Origin of the sequence: Streptomyces cyanogenus (genome assembly GCF_017526105.1) — a bacterium.
Lineage (GTDB): Bacteria > Actinomycetota > Actinomycetes > Streptomycetales > Streptomycetaceae > Streptomyces > Streptomyces cyanogenus.
In genome coordinates, this window is the sequence record NZ_CP071839.1 from 5,640,169 (window position 1) to 5,653,819 (window position 13,651).

General features: G+C 71.0%; 14 protein-coding genes. 6 read left to right on the plus strand and 8 right to left on the minus strand.

Features of this window, described 5'->3' with window-relative positions; all coding sequences use genetic code 11:
• Positions 1–407 precede the first annotated feature (407 nt).
• The 3 genes from S1361_RS25525 to S1361_RS25535 are packed head-to-tail and all read right to left on the minus strand — an operon-like array spanning position 408 to position 3,478.
• Positions 408–1,541, minus strand: coding sequence for an Mrp/NBP35 family ATP-binding protein (locus S1361_RS25525; protein ID WP_059252450.1), 1,134 nt, complete (start codon positions 1,539–1,541; stop codon positions 408–410).
• 43 nt (positions 1,542–1,584) lie between these two features.
• A complete protein-coding gene (locus tag S1361_RS25530; RefSeq protein WP_208034094.1) occupies positions 1,585–2,199 on the minus strand; it encodes a DUF1003 domain-containing protein in 615 nt (204 codons plus the stop codon).
• Positions 2,189–3,478: a magnesium transporter MgtE N-terminal domain-containing protein gene (locus tag S1361_RS25535; RefSeq protein ID WP_208034095.1), complete on the minus strand. Its 1,290-nt coding sequence runs from the start codon at positions 3,476–3,478 to the stop codon at positions 2,189–2,191. The genes S1361_RS25530 and S1361_RS25535 overlap by 11 nt, the downstream gene beginning before the upstream one ends.
• A 206-nt stretch (positions 3,479–3,684) precedes the next feature.
• Between S1361_RS25535 and S1361_RS25540 the strand changes: the two genes are divergently transcribed.
• Positions 3,685–4,428 carry a hypothetical protein gene (locus S1361_RS25540; RefSeq protein ID WP_208034096.1) on the plus strand — a complete coding sequence of 248 codons (744 nt, stop codon included), beginning with the start codon at positions 3,685–3,687 and terminating at the stop codon, positions 4,426–4,428.
• 426 nt (positions 4,429–4,854) lie between these two features.
• Here the strand turns inward: S1361_RS25540 and S1361_RS25545 are convergent, their stop codons facing one another.
• Together S1361_RS25545 and S1361_RS25550 are read right to left on the minus strand one after the other, a co-directional pair.
• A complete protein-coding gene (locus tag S1361_RS25545) occupies positions 4,855–5,379 on the minus strand; it encodes a hypothetical protein (protein ID WP_208034097.1) in 525 nt (174 codons plus the stop codon).
• Positions 5,380–5,412: 33 nt separating this feature from the next.
• On the minus strand, positions 5,413–6,537 hold the full coding sequence (locus S1361_RS25550) for a magnesium and cobalt transport protein CorA (RefSeq protein ID WP_208034098.1): 1,125 nt from the start codon (positions 6,535–6,537) through the stop codon (positions 5,413–5,415).
• Positions 6,538–6,994: 457 nt separating this feature from the next.
• Between S1361_RS25550 and S1361_RS25555 the strand changes: the two genes are divergently transcribed.
• Positions 6,995–7,579 carry a suppressor of fused domain protein gene (locus S1361_RS25555; RefSeq protein ID WP_208034099.1) on the plus strand — a complete coding sequence of 195 codons (585 nt, stop codon included), beginning with the start codon at positions 6,995–6,997 and terminating at the stop codon, positions 7,577–7,579.
• Positions 7,580–7,630: 51 nt separating this feature from the next.
• Here the strand turns inward: S1361_RS25555 and S1361_RS25560 are convergent, their stop codons facing one another.
• Positions 7,631–8,854, minus strand: coding sequence for an MFS transporter (locus S1361_RS25560; protein WP_208034100.1), 1,224 nt, complete (start codon positions 8,852–8,854; stop codon positions 7,631–7,633).
• Positions 8,855–9,024: 170 nt separating this feature from the next.
• Here S1361_RS25560 and S1361_RS25565 point away from each other — a divergent pair, with 170 nt between their 5' ends.
• The 3 genes from S1361_RS25565 to S1361_RS25575 all read left to right on the plus strand — a co-directional run bounded on the left by S1361_RS25565 (position 9,025) and on the right by S1361_RS25575 (position 11,391).
• Positions 9,025–9,666, plus strand: coding sequence for a DUF6758 family protein (locus S1361_RS25565; protein WP_208034101.1), 642 nt, complete (start codon positions 9,025–9,027; stop codon positions 9,664–9,666).
• Between the two features lie 188 nt (positions 9,667–9,854).
• Entirely contained in the window at positions 9,855–10,712 is an 858-nt protein-coding gene (locus tag S1361_RS25570) for a PHP domain-containing protein (RefSeq protein WP_208034102.1), read from the plus strand.
• A 73-nt stretch (positions 10,713–10,785) separates the two neighbouring features.
• A complete protein-coding gene (locus S1361_RS25575; RefSeq protein ID WP_208034103.1) occupies positions 10,786–11,391 on the plus strand; it encodes a MarC family protein in 606 nt (201 codons plus the stop codon).
• A gap of 55 nt (positions 11,392–11,446) precedes the next feature.
• Here the strand turns inward: S1361_RS25575 and S1361_RS25580 are convergent, their stop codons facing one another.
• On the minus strand, positions 11,447–11,599 hold the full coding sequence (locus S1361_RS25580; RefSeq protein WP_208034104.1) for a hypothetical protein: 153 nt from the start codon (positions 11,597–11,599) through the stop codon (positions 11,447–11,449).
• Positions 11,600–11,807: 208 nt separating this feature from the next.
• Between S1361_RS25580 and S1361_RS25585 the strand changes: the two genes are divergently transcribed.
• The gene (locus tag S1361_RS25585; protein WP_208034105.1) at positions 11,808–12,713 is read left to right on the plus strand and encodes an NYN domain-containing protein; all 906 of its coding nucleotides are present in this window, start codon (positions 11,808–11,810) and stop codon (positions 12,711–12,713) included.
• Positions 12,714–12,726: 13 nt separating this feature from the next.
• On the opposite strand, the gene S1361_RS25590 is transcribed toward S1361_RS25585, so the two are convergent.
• Positions 12,727–13,608: an alpha/beta fold hydrolase gene (locus S1361_RS25590; protein ID WP_208034106.1), complete on the minus strand. Its 882-nt coding sequence runs from the start codon at positions 13,606–13,608 to the stop codon at positions 12,727–12,729.
• Positions 13,609–13,651: the final 43 nt, after the last annotated feature.

The following is a 13,651-nucleotide window of genomic DNA, read 5'->3' on the forward strand; positions in this document are numbered from 1 at the left end:
CGGGCGGGCGTTGGTCGGAAACGCTTCGTCGGCTTCACAGAGCCTGACCTGCGATGATGATGCCCGTTGCGCAGGAATCACCGCAAGAGCACATCCAGGACGGTGATCCAGGTCACACATCGGCAGATCATGGCTTGCGCCGCGCGGAAACCACCCTTCTGGGGCCCTCAGGCCGCAAAGCGGTTATGCCCAGGTCAGCGGGAACGCAGCGCGCGGTGAGCAGACGTCCTCAACGGTCGCCACGCCCGTAGTTCGCATCGAGGGGGCACGCCACGACACCCCCGCTTGGGCCGTCTCTGGGCCGTGCGGGGGTGCTCAGCGACAACCGACGCTGACAAACGTCAACGGCTCCGCCGCTGGTCAGAAGGTTGACCGAGGACGGAGCCGCAGATCGCAGGCGTGCGATGTCAGAACTTGTTCTTAGGGGTGATCCCCAGCGACAGGCCGGACAGACCCCGCTGGCGGCCGCCCAGCTTTCCGGCGATCGCGCGCAGGGCCGAGCCCGCCGGGGAGTCCGGGTCGGTCAGGACCACCGGCTTGCCCTCGTCGCCGCCCTCGCGGAGGCGGACGTCGATCGGGATGTTGCCGAGGACCGGGACCGTCGTACCCGTCGTGCGGGTCAGGCCGTCGGCGACCAGCTGGCCGCCGCCCGTGCCGAAGACGTCGACCATCTCGCCGCAGTGCGGGCAGGGCAGGCCGGACATGTTCTCGACCACGCCGACGATCTTCTGGTGGGTCTGCACGGCGATGGAGCCCGCGCGCTCGGCCACCTCGGCCGCCGCCTGCTGCGGGGTCGTCACGACCAGGATCTCGGCGTTCGGGATCAGCTGGGCCACGGAGATCGCGATGTCACCGGTGCCGGGCGGGAGGTCCAGGAGCAGGACGTCCAGGTCGCCCCAGTAGACGTCCGCGAGGAACTGCTGGAGCGCGCGGTGCAGCATCGGGCCGCGCCACACGACCGGCGCGTTGCCCGGGGTGAACATGCCGATGGAGATGACCTTCACGCCGTTCGCGGACGGCGGCATGATCATGTTCTCGACCTGGGTGGGCCGGCCGTCGGCGCCGAGCATGCGCGGCACACTGTGGCCGTAGATGTCGGCGTCCACGACACCGACCTTCAGGCCGTCGGCGGCCATCGCCGCCGCCAGGTTCACCGTCACCGAGGACTTGCCGACGCCGCCCTTGCCGGACGCGACCGCGTAGACCCGGGTGAGGTTGCCCGGCTTGGCGAAGGGGACCTCGCGCTCGGCCTGGCCGCCGCGCAGGGCCGCGGCCAGCTCCTTGCGCTGCTCGTCGCTCATCACGTCCAGGGTGACGTCGACCCGGGTGACGCCCTCGACCCGGGAGACCGCCTCGGTGACGCGCTGCGTGATGGTGTCGCGCATCGGGCAGCCGGACACCGTCAGGTACACGGTGACCGCGACCGCTCCGTCCGCGCCGATCTCCACCGATTTGACCATCCCGAGTTCGGTGATCGGGCGGTTGATCTCGGGGTCGTTCACCGTCGCCAGTGCTTCGCGCACCGCGTCTTCCGTAGCCATAAGGACGATGGTACGGCGCGCCGAGGGGCCGGAGGGATGCCCCTCAGCGGTCGTCTGTGTCACGTCCGGGCGGGCGTTCTGCCCGTTCCGCCGGGAATGCGACATGACCGGGGTGCCCGTCGTGCCGGCGGCGTTCCTCCAGTTCCTTCATCAGGTCCTGGAGTTCCGAGCGGATCCAGTCCCGGGTGGCGACCTCGCCCAGACCCGTGCGCAGCGCGGCCACCTCCCGCGTCAGGTACTCGGTGTCCGCGATGGACCGCTCGTTCTGCTTGCGGTCCTGTTCCAGGTTGACCCGGTCGCGGTCGTCCTGCCGGTTCTGCGCGAGCAGGATCAGCGGGGCCGCGTAGGACGCCTGCAGGGACAGCATCAGGGTGAGGAAGATGAACGGGTATTCGTCGAAGCGCAGATGGCGGGGCGCGGCGACGTTCCACACCACCCACATGATGATGACGACCGTCATCCACACGATGAAGCGTCCGGTCCCCAGGAACCGGGCGATCTTCTCCGACAGCCGGCCGAAGGCCTCCGGGTCCCACTCGGGCAGGATCCGGCGGCGCGGCGGGCGCGGCTGGTCCAGCCTGGTCACCCGGGGCCGCCCGGCGGCCGTGGCGCCCACCGGATGGCGCTCGCGGGTCGCGGTGTCGCGCTCAGGAGCCATGTGCGGGCGCCTCCTCTCCTTCGTCCAGGTGGAACTCCGTCTCCCGCCAGTCGTCGGGCAGCATGTGGTCCAGTACGTCGTCCACGGTCACCGCGCCGAGCAGCGACCCGGACTCGTCCACGACGGGCGCCGCCACCATGTCGTACGTGGCGAAGAACCCGGCGACGACCGGCAGCGCGGCGTCCGGGTCCAGCGCCTGCAGATCGTCGTCCACGAGCGAGCTGACCAGGGTGTACGGCGGGTCCCGCAGCAGCCGCTGGAAGTGCACGGTGCCCAGGTACTTGCCGGTCGGGGTCTCGTCGGGCGGGCGGCAGACGTAGACCTGGGCGGCGAGGGCGGGGGACAGGTCCGGGTTGCGGACCCGGGCGAGCGCGTCGGCGACGGTGGCGTCCGGCCGCAGCACGATCGGCTCCGTCGTCATCAGACCGCCGGCCGTGTGCTCCTCGTACGACATCAGGCGGCGCATGTCGGCCGCGTCGGCGGGCTGCATCAGGCTCAGCAGCCGTTCCTTGTCCTCCTCGGGGAGTTCGGAGAGCAGGTCGGCGGCGTCGTCCGGGTCCATCGCCTCCAGCACGTCCGCCGCGCGCTCCTCCTTCAGCTTGCCGAGGATCTCGATCTGGTCGTCCTCCGGCAGCTCCTCCAGGACGTCGGCGAGCCGGTCGTCGTCCAGGGCGGCGGCGACCTCGGCCCGCCGTTTCGGGGACAGGTGGTGCAGCACGTTGGCGAGGTCGGCGGGGCGCAGCTGCTCGAAGGTGGCGAGCAGGCTCTCGGCGCCCTGCCCGTGCTCCTCCAGGGAGAAGCCGGTGACGGCCGACCACTCGGCGGTCAGCGTCTCGCCCTTCGCCCGCCGGAAGGCGCCGCCCTTCCTCCCCTTGCGCAGGAAGACCCGGTCCACCTCCCAGTCGCGGCGGGCGGGCAGCTGCTGCACGGACACGTCCAGGACGGTGACCTCCTCGCCGGTCTCCACCAGGGTCACCCGCCGGTCCAGCAGCTCACCGAAGACCAGCCGCTCGGTGGGCCGCTGCTCGAAGCGGCGGACGTTGACCACGCCGGTGGTGATGACCTGGCCGGATTCGATGCCCGTGACCCGGGTCATGGGCAGGAAGATACGGCGCCTGGTGGACAGTTCGACCACCAGCCCGAGAACGCGCGGAGGCCGTCGCCTGACGCGCAGCATGACGACCATGTCGCGTACGCGGCCCACCTGGTCGCCGGTCGGATCGAAGACGGGGACCCCGGCGAGGTGCGAGACGAAGATCCGGGGGGCGCCGGCTGCCATGGCTCTGCTTCCTTTGCCTGGGAGACGCTGGGAACTGCGGTGTGTGGAATTTGCTCGGTTTGCCCGCTCGGGTGCGCTTCAGGCTAGCCCGTACCGGTCGGATACGCCCTGGTGGGGGGTCCGGACGGACTGGCTCCGCCGGGTGGGCGGGGCACCGGTACGCTGCGGTACGCCGCTCAGGAACCGTCAGAAAGGCGACCCCACCCGTGACTGCGATTCCCCAGGGCCGTACCCGCCGGTCCGTGCTGGTGACCGCGAGCTGCGCACTGGCCCTGACGGGAGCGATCGTGCTGTCGGGGTGCGGCGGCGACGATCCGGACGCGGGGACCAACGGGGTGGGCAAGCTGCCCCCGGCGAAGATCCAGGCGAAGACGCGGGCCGCGGCGGACGCGGCCTCCGCGGTGCGGCTGTCCGGGACCGTGGTCACCAGTGGCCGTACGTACCGCCTCGACATGCGGCTCAAGGCGGACGGCGGCACCGGGTCGGTGACCGCGCAGGGGGCGACCTTCAAGCTGCTGCGGGTCGGGCAAGAGCTGTACCTCAAGGCGGACGCGGACTTCTGGAGCCACGCCGACGGCAGCGACGGCGCGACGGGCAAGCTGGACGGCAAGTACGTGAAGGTCCCGCAGCGCGATCCCGCGTACAAGAAGTTCAGCGGCTTCACGGACAAGGACGTCCTCCTCGACGGTCTGCTGACACTGCACGGCGCGCTGGCGACGGACGGCCACCACTCCGATCAGTCGGGTACCCGCACGATCCGCATCACCGGCGACGAGGGCTCCGGCGGCACGCTGGACGTGTCCCTCCAGGGCACGCCCTATCCGCTCCGCCTGGTCCGCGCCGGCGACGCGGGGACGCTCCGCTTCTCCGACTGGGGCAGGAACTTCACCGTCGAGAAACCGGCCAGGTCGGAGACCGTGGACTACGGCAGGCAGCTGCCGACGTCCTGAACAGCCGCCCGGCCCGGCACCGGCCCTGCACCCCGGCCAGCGCCGCCCCGACTGACCGCCGCCCCGCCTGACCTCCGTCCTGACCGACCGCCGCCCCGGTTGGCCGCCGTTCCGTCCGGTTGCCGTCCCGTGGGCGTGTCGCGGTGGACCATCACCCGGTTCTCCACGTCCACGTTTGCCGACTGGCCGCCGTCCCAGCCGGCCGCCGTCCCGTTCGGTCGCCCTCCCGTCCGTTTCGCCGTCCCGGTCGGCCGCCATCCCGGCGGGGAGGGAACAGCGGACCGGAAGCGGGAGCCGCCGCCGGGGCTGTCCCGCCGCGACGGTGCTCGGCCCCGCGGCGCGGCCCGGGGTGCCGAGTCCCGCTCGGCCCTTCCTCCCGCGACGGTGCTCGGGCCCCCGGCGGCAACCGGCGGTGCCGAGCCCCGCTCAGCCCTTCCTTTTCTTCTTCCCGCGCTTCATCAGGAGCTTCGGCAGGCCGGCCGGCACCGGTCTGCGCGTGGTCGCCGCGGTCGTGACGGGGCGCTCCGCCAGGTTGCCGTCCGGCAGCGGTGCCACCGGCCCCGCCGGCACCAGGCGGAGCACCCGGCACTCGCGGGCCCAGCGCGCCGGCATCTCCTCGCCGTCGGGGGCGTTCAGCCGCTTGCCCTTCAGTTCGGCGACGGCCGCCTCCCACTCCGCGGAGCCGGACGCCAGCTCGGACACGGTCACCGGGAACGTCACCAGCCGGCCGCCCTTGTCCTTGCTGCGCACGCTCACCTCGGCGGAGCCGCCGTCGGCCAGCCCCTCCAGCGGCTGCTCGCCGGGACCGCCGCCGACCACGCACACAGCGCCCTCGTGCCACACGTGCCACAGCGCACGCGCGGCCGGGGCTCCGGCGCCCCTGACCCAGATCAGGCCGGACTTCTTCGAGGCCTCCTCGATGAGGGCCCGGTCGAGCAGCTCGCTTGTCATGCGCCCCAGCCTAACCAGGCCGTACCGGCCCGCTCACAGCCAGCCGTTGCGCTTGAGCGTGCGGTGGATGCCCAGACACAGGGCGACCGTGACGCCCATGATCACCGGGTAGCCGTACTTCCAGTGCAGCTCGGGCATGTACTTGAAGTTCATCCCGTACACCCCGCACACCATCGTCGGCACGGCGATGATCGCGGCCCATGCGGTGATCTTGCGCATGTCCTCGTTCTGCGCGACGGACGCCTGGGCGAGGTTGGCCTGGAGGATGGAGTTGAGCAGTTCGTCGAAGCCCAGCACCTGCTCCTGGACCCGGGCGAGGTGGTCGGCGACGTCCCGGAAGTACTTCTGGATGTCGGGGTCGATCAGCCGCATCGGCCGCTCGCTCAGCAGCTGCATGGGCCGCAGCAGCGGCGCCACGGCCCGCTTGAACTCCAGCACCTCGCGCTTGAGTTGGTAGATCCGCGCCGAGTCCACACCGCGCGAGACCCCGCCCTTGCGGCCGGGCGAAAAGACCTCGGTCTCCACCTCGTCGATGTCGTCCTGCACCGCGTCGGCGACCGCGATGTAGCCGTCCACGACGTGGTCGGCGATGGTGTGCAGCACGGCCGAGGGGCCCTTGGCGAGCAGCTCCGGGTCGTCCTGGAGGCGGTGCCGCAGGGCGCGCAGCGAGCCCTGGCCGCCGTGCCGGACGGTGATGAAGAAGTCCCGGCCGGTGAAGCACATGACCTCGCCGGTCTCCACGACCTCGCTGTTGGCGGTGAGCCGGTCGTGCTCGACGTAGTGGATGGTCTTGAAGACGGTGAACAGCGAGTCGTCGTACCGCTCCAGCTTGGGCCGCTGGTGCGCCTGCACCGCGTCCTCGACGGCCAGCGGGTGCAGCCCGAACTCGCTGGCGATACCGGCGAACTCGGCCTCGGTGGGCTCGTGCAGCCCGATCCAGACGAAGCCGCCGTCGCGGCGCACCAGCCGCATCGCCTCCTGCGGGGTGAGCGGCCCCGCGCTGTGCACCCGGGCCCCGTCGCGGTAGACGGCGCAGTCGACGACGGCCGAGGACGAGCCGGGGGCGCGCGTGGTGTCGTACGAGGGGCTCGTGTCCTTGCGCAGCGAGACGCGGGACGACGGGCGGACCACGGCGCGCAGGTCGCGGATCATCGACATGGGCAGGCTCCTTCGCAGGCGGGCAGCGAGGGCGCGCGGCGACGGGTGGAACTACCCGGAATGGGGACGTCCTGGCTGTGCATGTTTGGCACGTCCACAAAGCGGGGAGCACCGCACCGTCGCGGTGGCGAGTTCGCTGCTGATGCAGAACTGATTCAGATCAGACAGATCAGGCAAAGCGAGACGAAGTGCTCTTCCGAACGACGAAGCGCAAAGGAAGGCGGCGGCCAGCCGGTAACTACATCAGCAGCCGGAAGAGCGAGTGGTACTGCACGGTCGACTTCGATCCATGACAGCCCCACCTCCTCCGGCCGGTCCCTCGTAAGGGAGTCTCGTCGGCGTCGGGACCCGATAGCCACGCTTGGCGTGCTGTCCCGAACCACCGGCTCAGAGTACCAGCCGCCCGTACTGTCAAGGCGCCGCTTTGCCTGCTACTGGCGAGTTCTATGCTCGGCGCATGGTTGATGTTCTTCCTCTGGTCGAGGCCCGGTTGACCACGGCGCTGGGCGAACCGGACGCCCGGGCCGCGGTCACCTTCCTCGGCACGGACCGTATCGAGGTGCTCCGCTTCCAGGAGGGGGACGTCGTCCGGTACGCCACCCTCGGCATGTCGCAGCACCCCATGACGGATCCCGCGGCGCTGCTCGCCGACCCGGTCAAGGGCCCCCGCGCCGAACTGGTCCTGTCCGTCCGCGCGGGCCTCGCCGACACCGACAAGGTGCTCCGCCCGCTCGCCGTACTGGCCGCGACTCCGCAGGTGGAGGGCCTGGTGGTGACCCCGGGCGCCTCGCTCGACGTGGGCGAGCCGCTGTGGCCCGGCGCCCCCTTCACCTCCGTGCTGGTGGGTGAGCCCGGCGGGCTGGTGGAGGATCTGGAGCTGGACGCCCCGATGGACCCCGTACGGTTCCTGCCGCTGCTGCCGATGACCCCGAACGAGGCCGCCTGGAAGCGGGTGCACGGCGCCCAGGCCCTGCAGGAGCGCTGGCTCGCGAACGGGACGGACCTGAGGGACCCCGCCCGCACGTCCGTCCCGCTGGACTGACGCGTCACCCGGACGGGGTGACCGAACTCACCAACACAAGGCCGGATCCGGTCAGTTGGCGTAGACGTCGACCCCGTCCTCGGTGACGTGCGCCGGCTCCGGTTCCTCGGCCTCGTCCGTGAGGGCCCTGCGCCGTACGACGACCACCAGCGCGCCCAGCACCGCCGTGACGGCCGCGACCACGAAGGGGACGTGGATGTCGGTCCACTCCTCGATCCTGGGCGCGAAGTAGGGCGCCGCGGCGGCGGCGAACCAGCGGACGAAGTTGTAGCCCGCGCTCGCCACCGGGCGCGGGGCGTCCGACACGCCGAGGGCCAGCTCGGTGTACACGGTGTTGTTCACGCCGATGAAGGCACCGGACAGGATCGTGCAGACGACGGCCGCGGTGTGGTTGCCGTAGCCGAGTACGAGCACGTCCGCGGCGAGCGGCGCCAGGGAGCCGCCGAGCACCTTCAGCGAGCCGAACCGTGCCTGCATGCGCGGGGCCACGATCACCGAGAAGACGGCGAGCAGCACACCCCAGCCGAAGAAGACCGCGCCCGAGCGGTACGGCGTCATGTCCAGCACGAACGGGGTGAAGGCCAGCACGGTGAAGAACGTGTAGTTGTAGAAGAACGCCGAGACCGCCACCGAGGCTAGGCCGCCGTGGCCGAGTGCCTTGAGCGGGTCGAGGACCGAGGTCCTGCGGGCGGGCTGCGGCTGCCCCTTCAGGAACGCCGCGATGCACAGGAAGCCGATCGCCATCAGCGTGGCCGTGCCGAAGAAGGGGTAGCGCCAGCTGACGTTGCCGAGGACCGCGCCGAGCAGCGGGCCGCAGGCCATGCCGAGGCCGAGCGCGGACTCGTACAGCAGGATCGCCGCCGCGCTGCCGCCGGCCGCCGCGCCCACGATGACCGCGAGGGCGGTGGACACGAACAGCGCGTTGCCCAGGCCCCAGCCGGCCCGGAACCCGACGAGTTGGCCGACGGTGTCCGAGGTCCCGGCCAGGCCCGCGAAGACGACCACCAAGGCCAGACCGAGCAGCAGCGTCCTGCGGCCGCCGATGCGGCTGGAGACGAAGCCGGTCAGCAGCATGGCGACGGCGGTGATCAGGAAGTACGAGGTGAAGAGCAGGGACACCTGGCCGGCGGTGGCGTCCAGTCCCCGGGCGATCGACGGCAGGATCGGGTCGACGAGGCCGATGCCCATGAAGGCGACGACGGAGGCGCCGGCCGTGGCCCAGACCGCCTTTGGCTGCCGCAGGATGCCGCCCGCTCCGGCGTCGAAGGGGTCCATGTGCCTCTCCCGTTCACAGACAGATGGTTGGGGTATGCACACAGTAGATTAGGGCATCTAATTAATGCAATGCACATCTATCTCGGCCGGTCGGGCATATGGTCGGCTCTTCCGTCCGGACGGGTGATCGTCCTTGACGTGGGCGGGCCGGGGTAGGACCGTGGGGCCCTATGAGGGGCGAACCCAGTTGCCCGAGGTGCGGTGGCCGCGTCAGGGCTCCCGGACTCTTCGCCGATGCGTGGCAGTGCGATGTGCACGGCCCGGTGTATCCGCTGCAGCCCGTGATACCGCCCAGCGTCGAGGCGCTCAACGTCGTGGTGCACCGCACCCAGGTGCCGGTGTGGATGCCGTGGCCGCTGCCGGTCGGCTGGCTGTTCACCGGTGTGGCCTACGCCGGCGACGACCGCAGCGGCGGCCGGGCGACCGCGGTCGCCTGCTCGGGCCCCGGCCCGCTCGGCGGTCCGGGCGAGATGATCCTGATCGCCGAGGAACTGGGCGTGGGGCTCGGCGCGCACTACGCCGGCATCGACGGCCCGGACCCGGGGTCGTACATGAACGTCGAGAAGCCCCCGCAGGCCAAGGTGCTGGCCGCGGGCCGCCCGACCCCCCTCTGGCACGTCTACCGCGCCCCCGACGACCGGGCGGTCTTCGCCGGTGAGGCGCTCGGGATGTGGCTGTGGGCGGTGATGTGGCCCGAGCAGTCCGGTCTGCTCATGTACGACGAGCTGGTGCTGACCGACCTGCGGGACGCGGGGGCGGAGATAGACCTGGTGCCCTGCGGGGCGTTGTCGCCGCGCTTGCTCCGGCCGTAGCGCCCACGGGGGTGGGGTGTGCCGTTCGAGGGCGGGCGCGGGTCGTGGGTGGTTGCCCGCGCAGTTCCCGCGCCCCCTTCGGGACGCCGAAGTAAAGGGTGCCGACCGGTTGCGGGTGTGACAGTCGGGCTGGAAAACACCGCTATCCTTAGGTGTCCCCTTCCTTCTGTCAGCGCCTTGGAGTTGTCGTGCGTATCGATCTGCACTGTCACTCCACGGCGTCCGACGGTACGGACACCCCTGCCGAGCTGGTGCGGAAGGCCTCCGCCGCGGGGCTGGACGTCGTCGCGCTGACCGATCACGACACCACCCGGGGGTACGGCGAGGCGGTCGCCGCGTTGCCCGAGGGACTGACGCTGGTCACCGGTGCCGAGCTGTCCTGCCGGATCGACGGCGTCTCGATGCACATGCTGGGCTACCTCTTCGACCCCGAGGAGCCGGCCCTGCTGGCCGAGCGCGAGCTGGTCCGCGACGACCGGGTGCCGCGGGCCAAGGGCATGGTCGCCAAGCTGAACGCACTGGGCGTGCCGGTCACCTGGGAACAGGTCGAGCGGATCGCCGCCGGCGGCTCGGTGGGGCGCCCGCACGTGGCCTCGGCGCTGGTCGAGCTGGGTGTCGTACCGACGGTGAGCGACGCGTTCACCGAGGAATGGCTGGCCGACGGCGGGCGGGCCTTCGTGGAGAAGCACGAGACCGACCCGTTCGAGGCGCTCCGGCTGGTCAAGGCCGCGGGCGGGGTCTGCGTGTTCGCGCACCCGGCCGCCGCCAAGCGGGGCCGTACCGTGCCGGAGTCCCGGATCGCCGAGCTGGCCGAGGCCGGTCTGGACGGCATCGAGGTCGACCACATGGACCACGACGCCGACACCCGGGACCGGCTGCGGGGCCTGGCGAAGGAGCTGGGTCTGCTGGTCACGGGCTCCTCGGACTACCACGGCAGCCGCAAGACCGTGACGCTGGGCGCGTACACGACCGACCCCGAGGTGTACGGGGAGATCACCCGGCGGGCGACGGGCGCGTTCCCGGTGCCGGGCACCGGCGGAGCCTGAGGCCCCCAGCGGCCGGACCACCGCACCACTTCACGCCCGTACCCTCCTCTTCCCGCAAGGCCTGTACTTCCCCATGTTCGACGTCGCCGTCTTCGGCTCCCTGTTCCTGACCCTTTTTGTCATCATGGATCCCCCTGGGATCACCCCGATCTTCCTCGCCCTGACCGCCGGACGGCCGGCCAAGGTGCAGAAGCGGATGGCCTTCCAGGCCGTCTGCGTGGCGGGCGGGGTCATCGCCGTCTTCGGCGTCCTGGGCCACCAGATCCTGAACTACCTGCACGTGTCGGTGCCCGCGCTGATGATCGCGGGCGGCCTGCTGCTGCTGTTGATCGCGCTCGACCTGCTCACCGGCAAGACCGACGAGCCGAAGCAGACCAAGGACGTCAACGTGGCGCTCGTACCGCTGGGCATGCCGCTGCTCGCGGGGCCCGGTGCGATCGTGTCCGTCATCCTGGCCGTACAGAAGGCCGACAGTGTGTCCACGCAGCTCTCGGTGTGGTCCGCGATCTTCGCGATCCACGTGGTGCTGTGGCTGGTGATGCGTTACTCGCTGCTGATCATCCGGGTCATCAAGGACGGCGGTGTCGTCCTGGTGACGCGGCTCGCGGGCATGATGCTCTCCGCGATCGCCGTGCAGCAGATCATCAACGGGGTCACTCAGGTGATCCGGGGGAGCTGAGCCGTCGTCGGCTCGGCTCCCCCGGAAAGCTTGAGTGGCTGGAAGCCCGTGCGGGTTACGAGGCCGCGGTCTCGGCCGGGCGGATCCACAGGCGCTGTCCGATGGCGGCGGCCTGCTGCACGATCCGGTTGACGGAGGCGGCGTCCACGACGGTGCTGTCCACGGCGGTGCCGTCGACCTCGTCGAGTCGCATGATTTCGAAGCGCATGGGCTTCTCCCTTCGTCTGGTCATCCTCCTGCGGAGAACTACTTGGTGTGACGTCTGGTGTATCCAGCGTCGTACGTAGTCAACGCGATGCTTGTTACAAACATTCCCTACGCTAAAGAAATTTTTCGAACGACTAATTACTGACCGGTAAGCCGCAGTCGAGCAGCCGACCGGGACCGGTTGTGTTCGCACTGTGACCACCGGGACAATGAGGGTGATGAACGACGACCTGGCCGCCTTGGGCGCCCGCATCGAGCGCACGAACGAGCTGCTGGAACGCATGCTCGCCGAGGTGGCGAAGACGCCCTCGACCCACGCGATCTTCGTCGACGCGGGCTATCTGTATGCAGCCGCCGGCCGGCTGGTCGCCGGAACCGAGGACCGCCGCGCCTTCGACATCGACGCCGAGGGTCTGATCGACGCCCTGATCGACAAGGCGCGTCAGATCTTCGCGGACAGCCGGCTGCTGCGCGTGTACTGGTACGACGGCGCCCGCCGCCGCATCCACACCGCCGAGCAGCAGTCCATCGCCGAACTGCCCGACGTCAAGGTCCGCCTCGGCAACCTCAACGCCAACAACCAGCAGAAGGGCGTCGACTCGCTGATCCGGACCGACCTGGAGTCACTGGCCCGGCACCGCGCCATCAGCGACGCCGCGCTCCTCGGCGGCGACGAGGACCTGGTCTCGGCGGTCGAGGCGGCCCAGGGCTACGGCGCCCGCGTCCACCTCTGGGGCATCGAGGCGCCCGAGGGCCGCAACCAGGCCGAGCCGCTGCTCTGGGAGGTCGACAGCCAGCGCACCTTCGACCTGGAGTTCTTCAAGCCGTACGTCTCCCGGCGCACCGCCGCCGCGTACGAGGCCGCCGGCGGTGGCCGCCCCACCCGCGAGGACGTCCGCTTCGTCGGCGCCCAGATCGCAGCCCGGTGGCTGGTCTCCCGGGGCCGCGACGCGCTGGTCGAGCTGTTCGCCGGCCATCCCTATCTGCCCGGCTCGGTCGACCAGGACCTGCTGGTCGAGGCCGAGGAACTGCTCCAGTACTCCCTGCGCGGCCAGGCGGACCTGAGGCGGGCGCTCCGTGACGGGTTCTGGGAGCATCTGCGGGCGCAGTACTAGCCCGTTTCGCGCGCTATGACCCGGCCGCGGTGACGTCCCAGAAGTCGGCGAGCGCGCGGGCCGTCTCCAGGGGGCGGTCGGTGTTGGGGGAGTGCTCGGCGCCCGCGACGACCGTCCGGCGCGCCTTCAGCCGTACCGCCATGTCGTCGAGCAGCGGCAGCGGCCACGTGTCGTCCCGGGCACCCGACAGCACGTGGAACGGCAGCGGTACGGCCGCCAGTTCGGCGACCCGGTCCGGTTCCGTGCACAACTGGCGTCCGGTGGCGAGGAGCTGGGCGGGCTTGGTGCCCAGCCAGCGGCGCCGCAGGTCGTTGCGGTCGTCCAGCCCGGCGTCGAGCGCGGGAGTGTCCGTCTCCTCCGGCGGCTCCATCGCCTGGATCGCCTCCCACACCTCCGCCATGCTCAGCACCGCGAGCGCGTCCCGGAGCAGCTTCACGCGCTCCTGCTGCGGCGTCGAGATCTGAGCCGGGCCGGAGGCCATCAGGGTGAACGACAGGAACGGCGTGTGGTCCAGCAGTACGGCCGCGCGCGCGATCTGCCCGCCGAGGGAGTGCCCCAGCAGATGCACCGGGCCACCGATCGCCGCCGCCTGCGCGAGTACGTCCCGCGCCAACTCCTCCTGCGCGTAGGCCGACTCGTCCGTCGCGGGGCCGTCCGACTCGAACTGGCCCCGCCCGTCCACGGCGACGGTCCGGTACCCGCGCTCGGCCAGCGGCACGTGCAGCGGGTTGAAGTCCTCCTTGCTGCCGGTGAACCCCGGCAGCAGCAGGACGACGCCCCTGGGCTCCACCCCGGCGGCCACGGGGGCGTCGACCACGGCGAACTCCCCACGAGCCGTACGAAGCGCGTACGCGCGCGCACCGGGAGGCGGAACGAAGGTGGCGGGCCTGCTCATGGGGAGAGGCTATCGGCCCGGGTTGAGCTGCGCTTTTGAGGGG

What these genes read in the sequence shown, in the direction of transcription:
- S1361_RS25590 (WP_208034106.1), bottom strand. Translation starts at nt 13,608, where the DNA reads ATGAGCAGGCCCGCCACCTTCGTTCCGCCTCCCGGTGCGCGCGCGTAC.
- S1361_RS25550 (WP_208034098.1), bottom strand. Translation starts at nt 6,537, where the DNA reads ATGTCGATGATCCGCGACCTGCGCGCCGTGGTCCGCCCGTCGTCCCGC.
- S1361_RS25555 (WP_208034099.1), top strand. Translation starts at nt 6,995, where the DNA reads ATGGTTGATGTTCTTCCTCTGGTCGAGGCCCGGTTGACCACGGCGCTG.
- S1361_RS25585 (WP_208034105.1), top strand. Translation starts at nt 11,808, where the DNA reads ATGAGGGTGATGAACGACGACCTGGCCGCCTTGGGCGCCCGCATCGAG.
- S1361_RS25565 (WP_208034101.1), top strand. Translation starts at nt 9,025, where the DNA reads ATGAGGGGCGAACCCAGTTGCCCGAGGTGCGGTGGCCGCGTCAGGGCT.
- S1361_RS25545 (WP_208034097.1), bottom strand. Translation starts at nt 5,379, where the DNA reads ATGACAAGCGAGCTGCTCGACCGGGCCCTCATCGAGGAGGCCTCGAAG.
- S1361_RS25575 (WP_208034103.1), top strand. Translation starts at nt 10,786, where the DNA reads ATGTTCGACGTCGCCGTCTTCGGCTCCCTGTTCCTGACCCTTTTTGTC.
- S1361_RS25525 (WP_059252450.1), bottom strand. Translation starts at nt 1,541, where the DNA reads ATGGCTACGGAAGACGCGGTGCGCGAAGCACTGGCGACGGTGAACGAC.
- S1361_RS25580 (WP_208034104.1), bottom strand. Translation starts at nt 11,599, where the DNA reads ATGCGCTTCGAAATCATGCGACTCGACGAGGTCGACGGCACCGCCGTG.
- S1361_RS25530 (WP_208034094.1), bottom strand. Translation starts at nt 2,199, where the DNA reads ATGGCTCCTGAGCGCGACACCGCGACCCGCGAGCGCCATCCGGTGGGC.
- S1361_RS25535 (WP_208034095.1), bottom strand. Translation starts at nt 3,478, where the DNA reads ATGGCAGCCGGCGCCCCCCGGATCTTCGTCTCGCACCTCGCCGGGGTC.
- S1361_RS25560 (WP_208034100.1), bottom strand. Translation starts at nt 8,854, where the DNA reads ATGGACCCCTTCGACGCCGGAGCGGGCGGCATCCTGCGGCAGCCAAAG.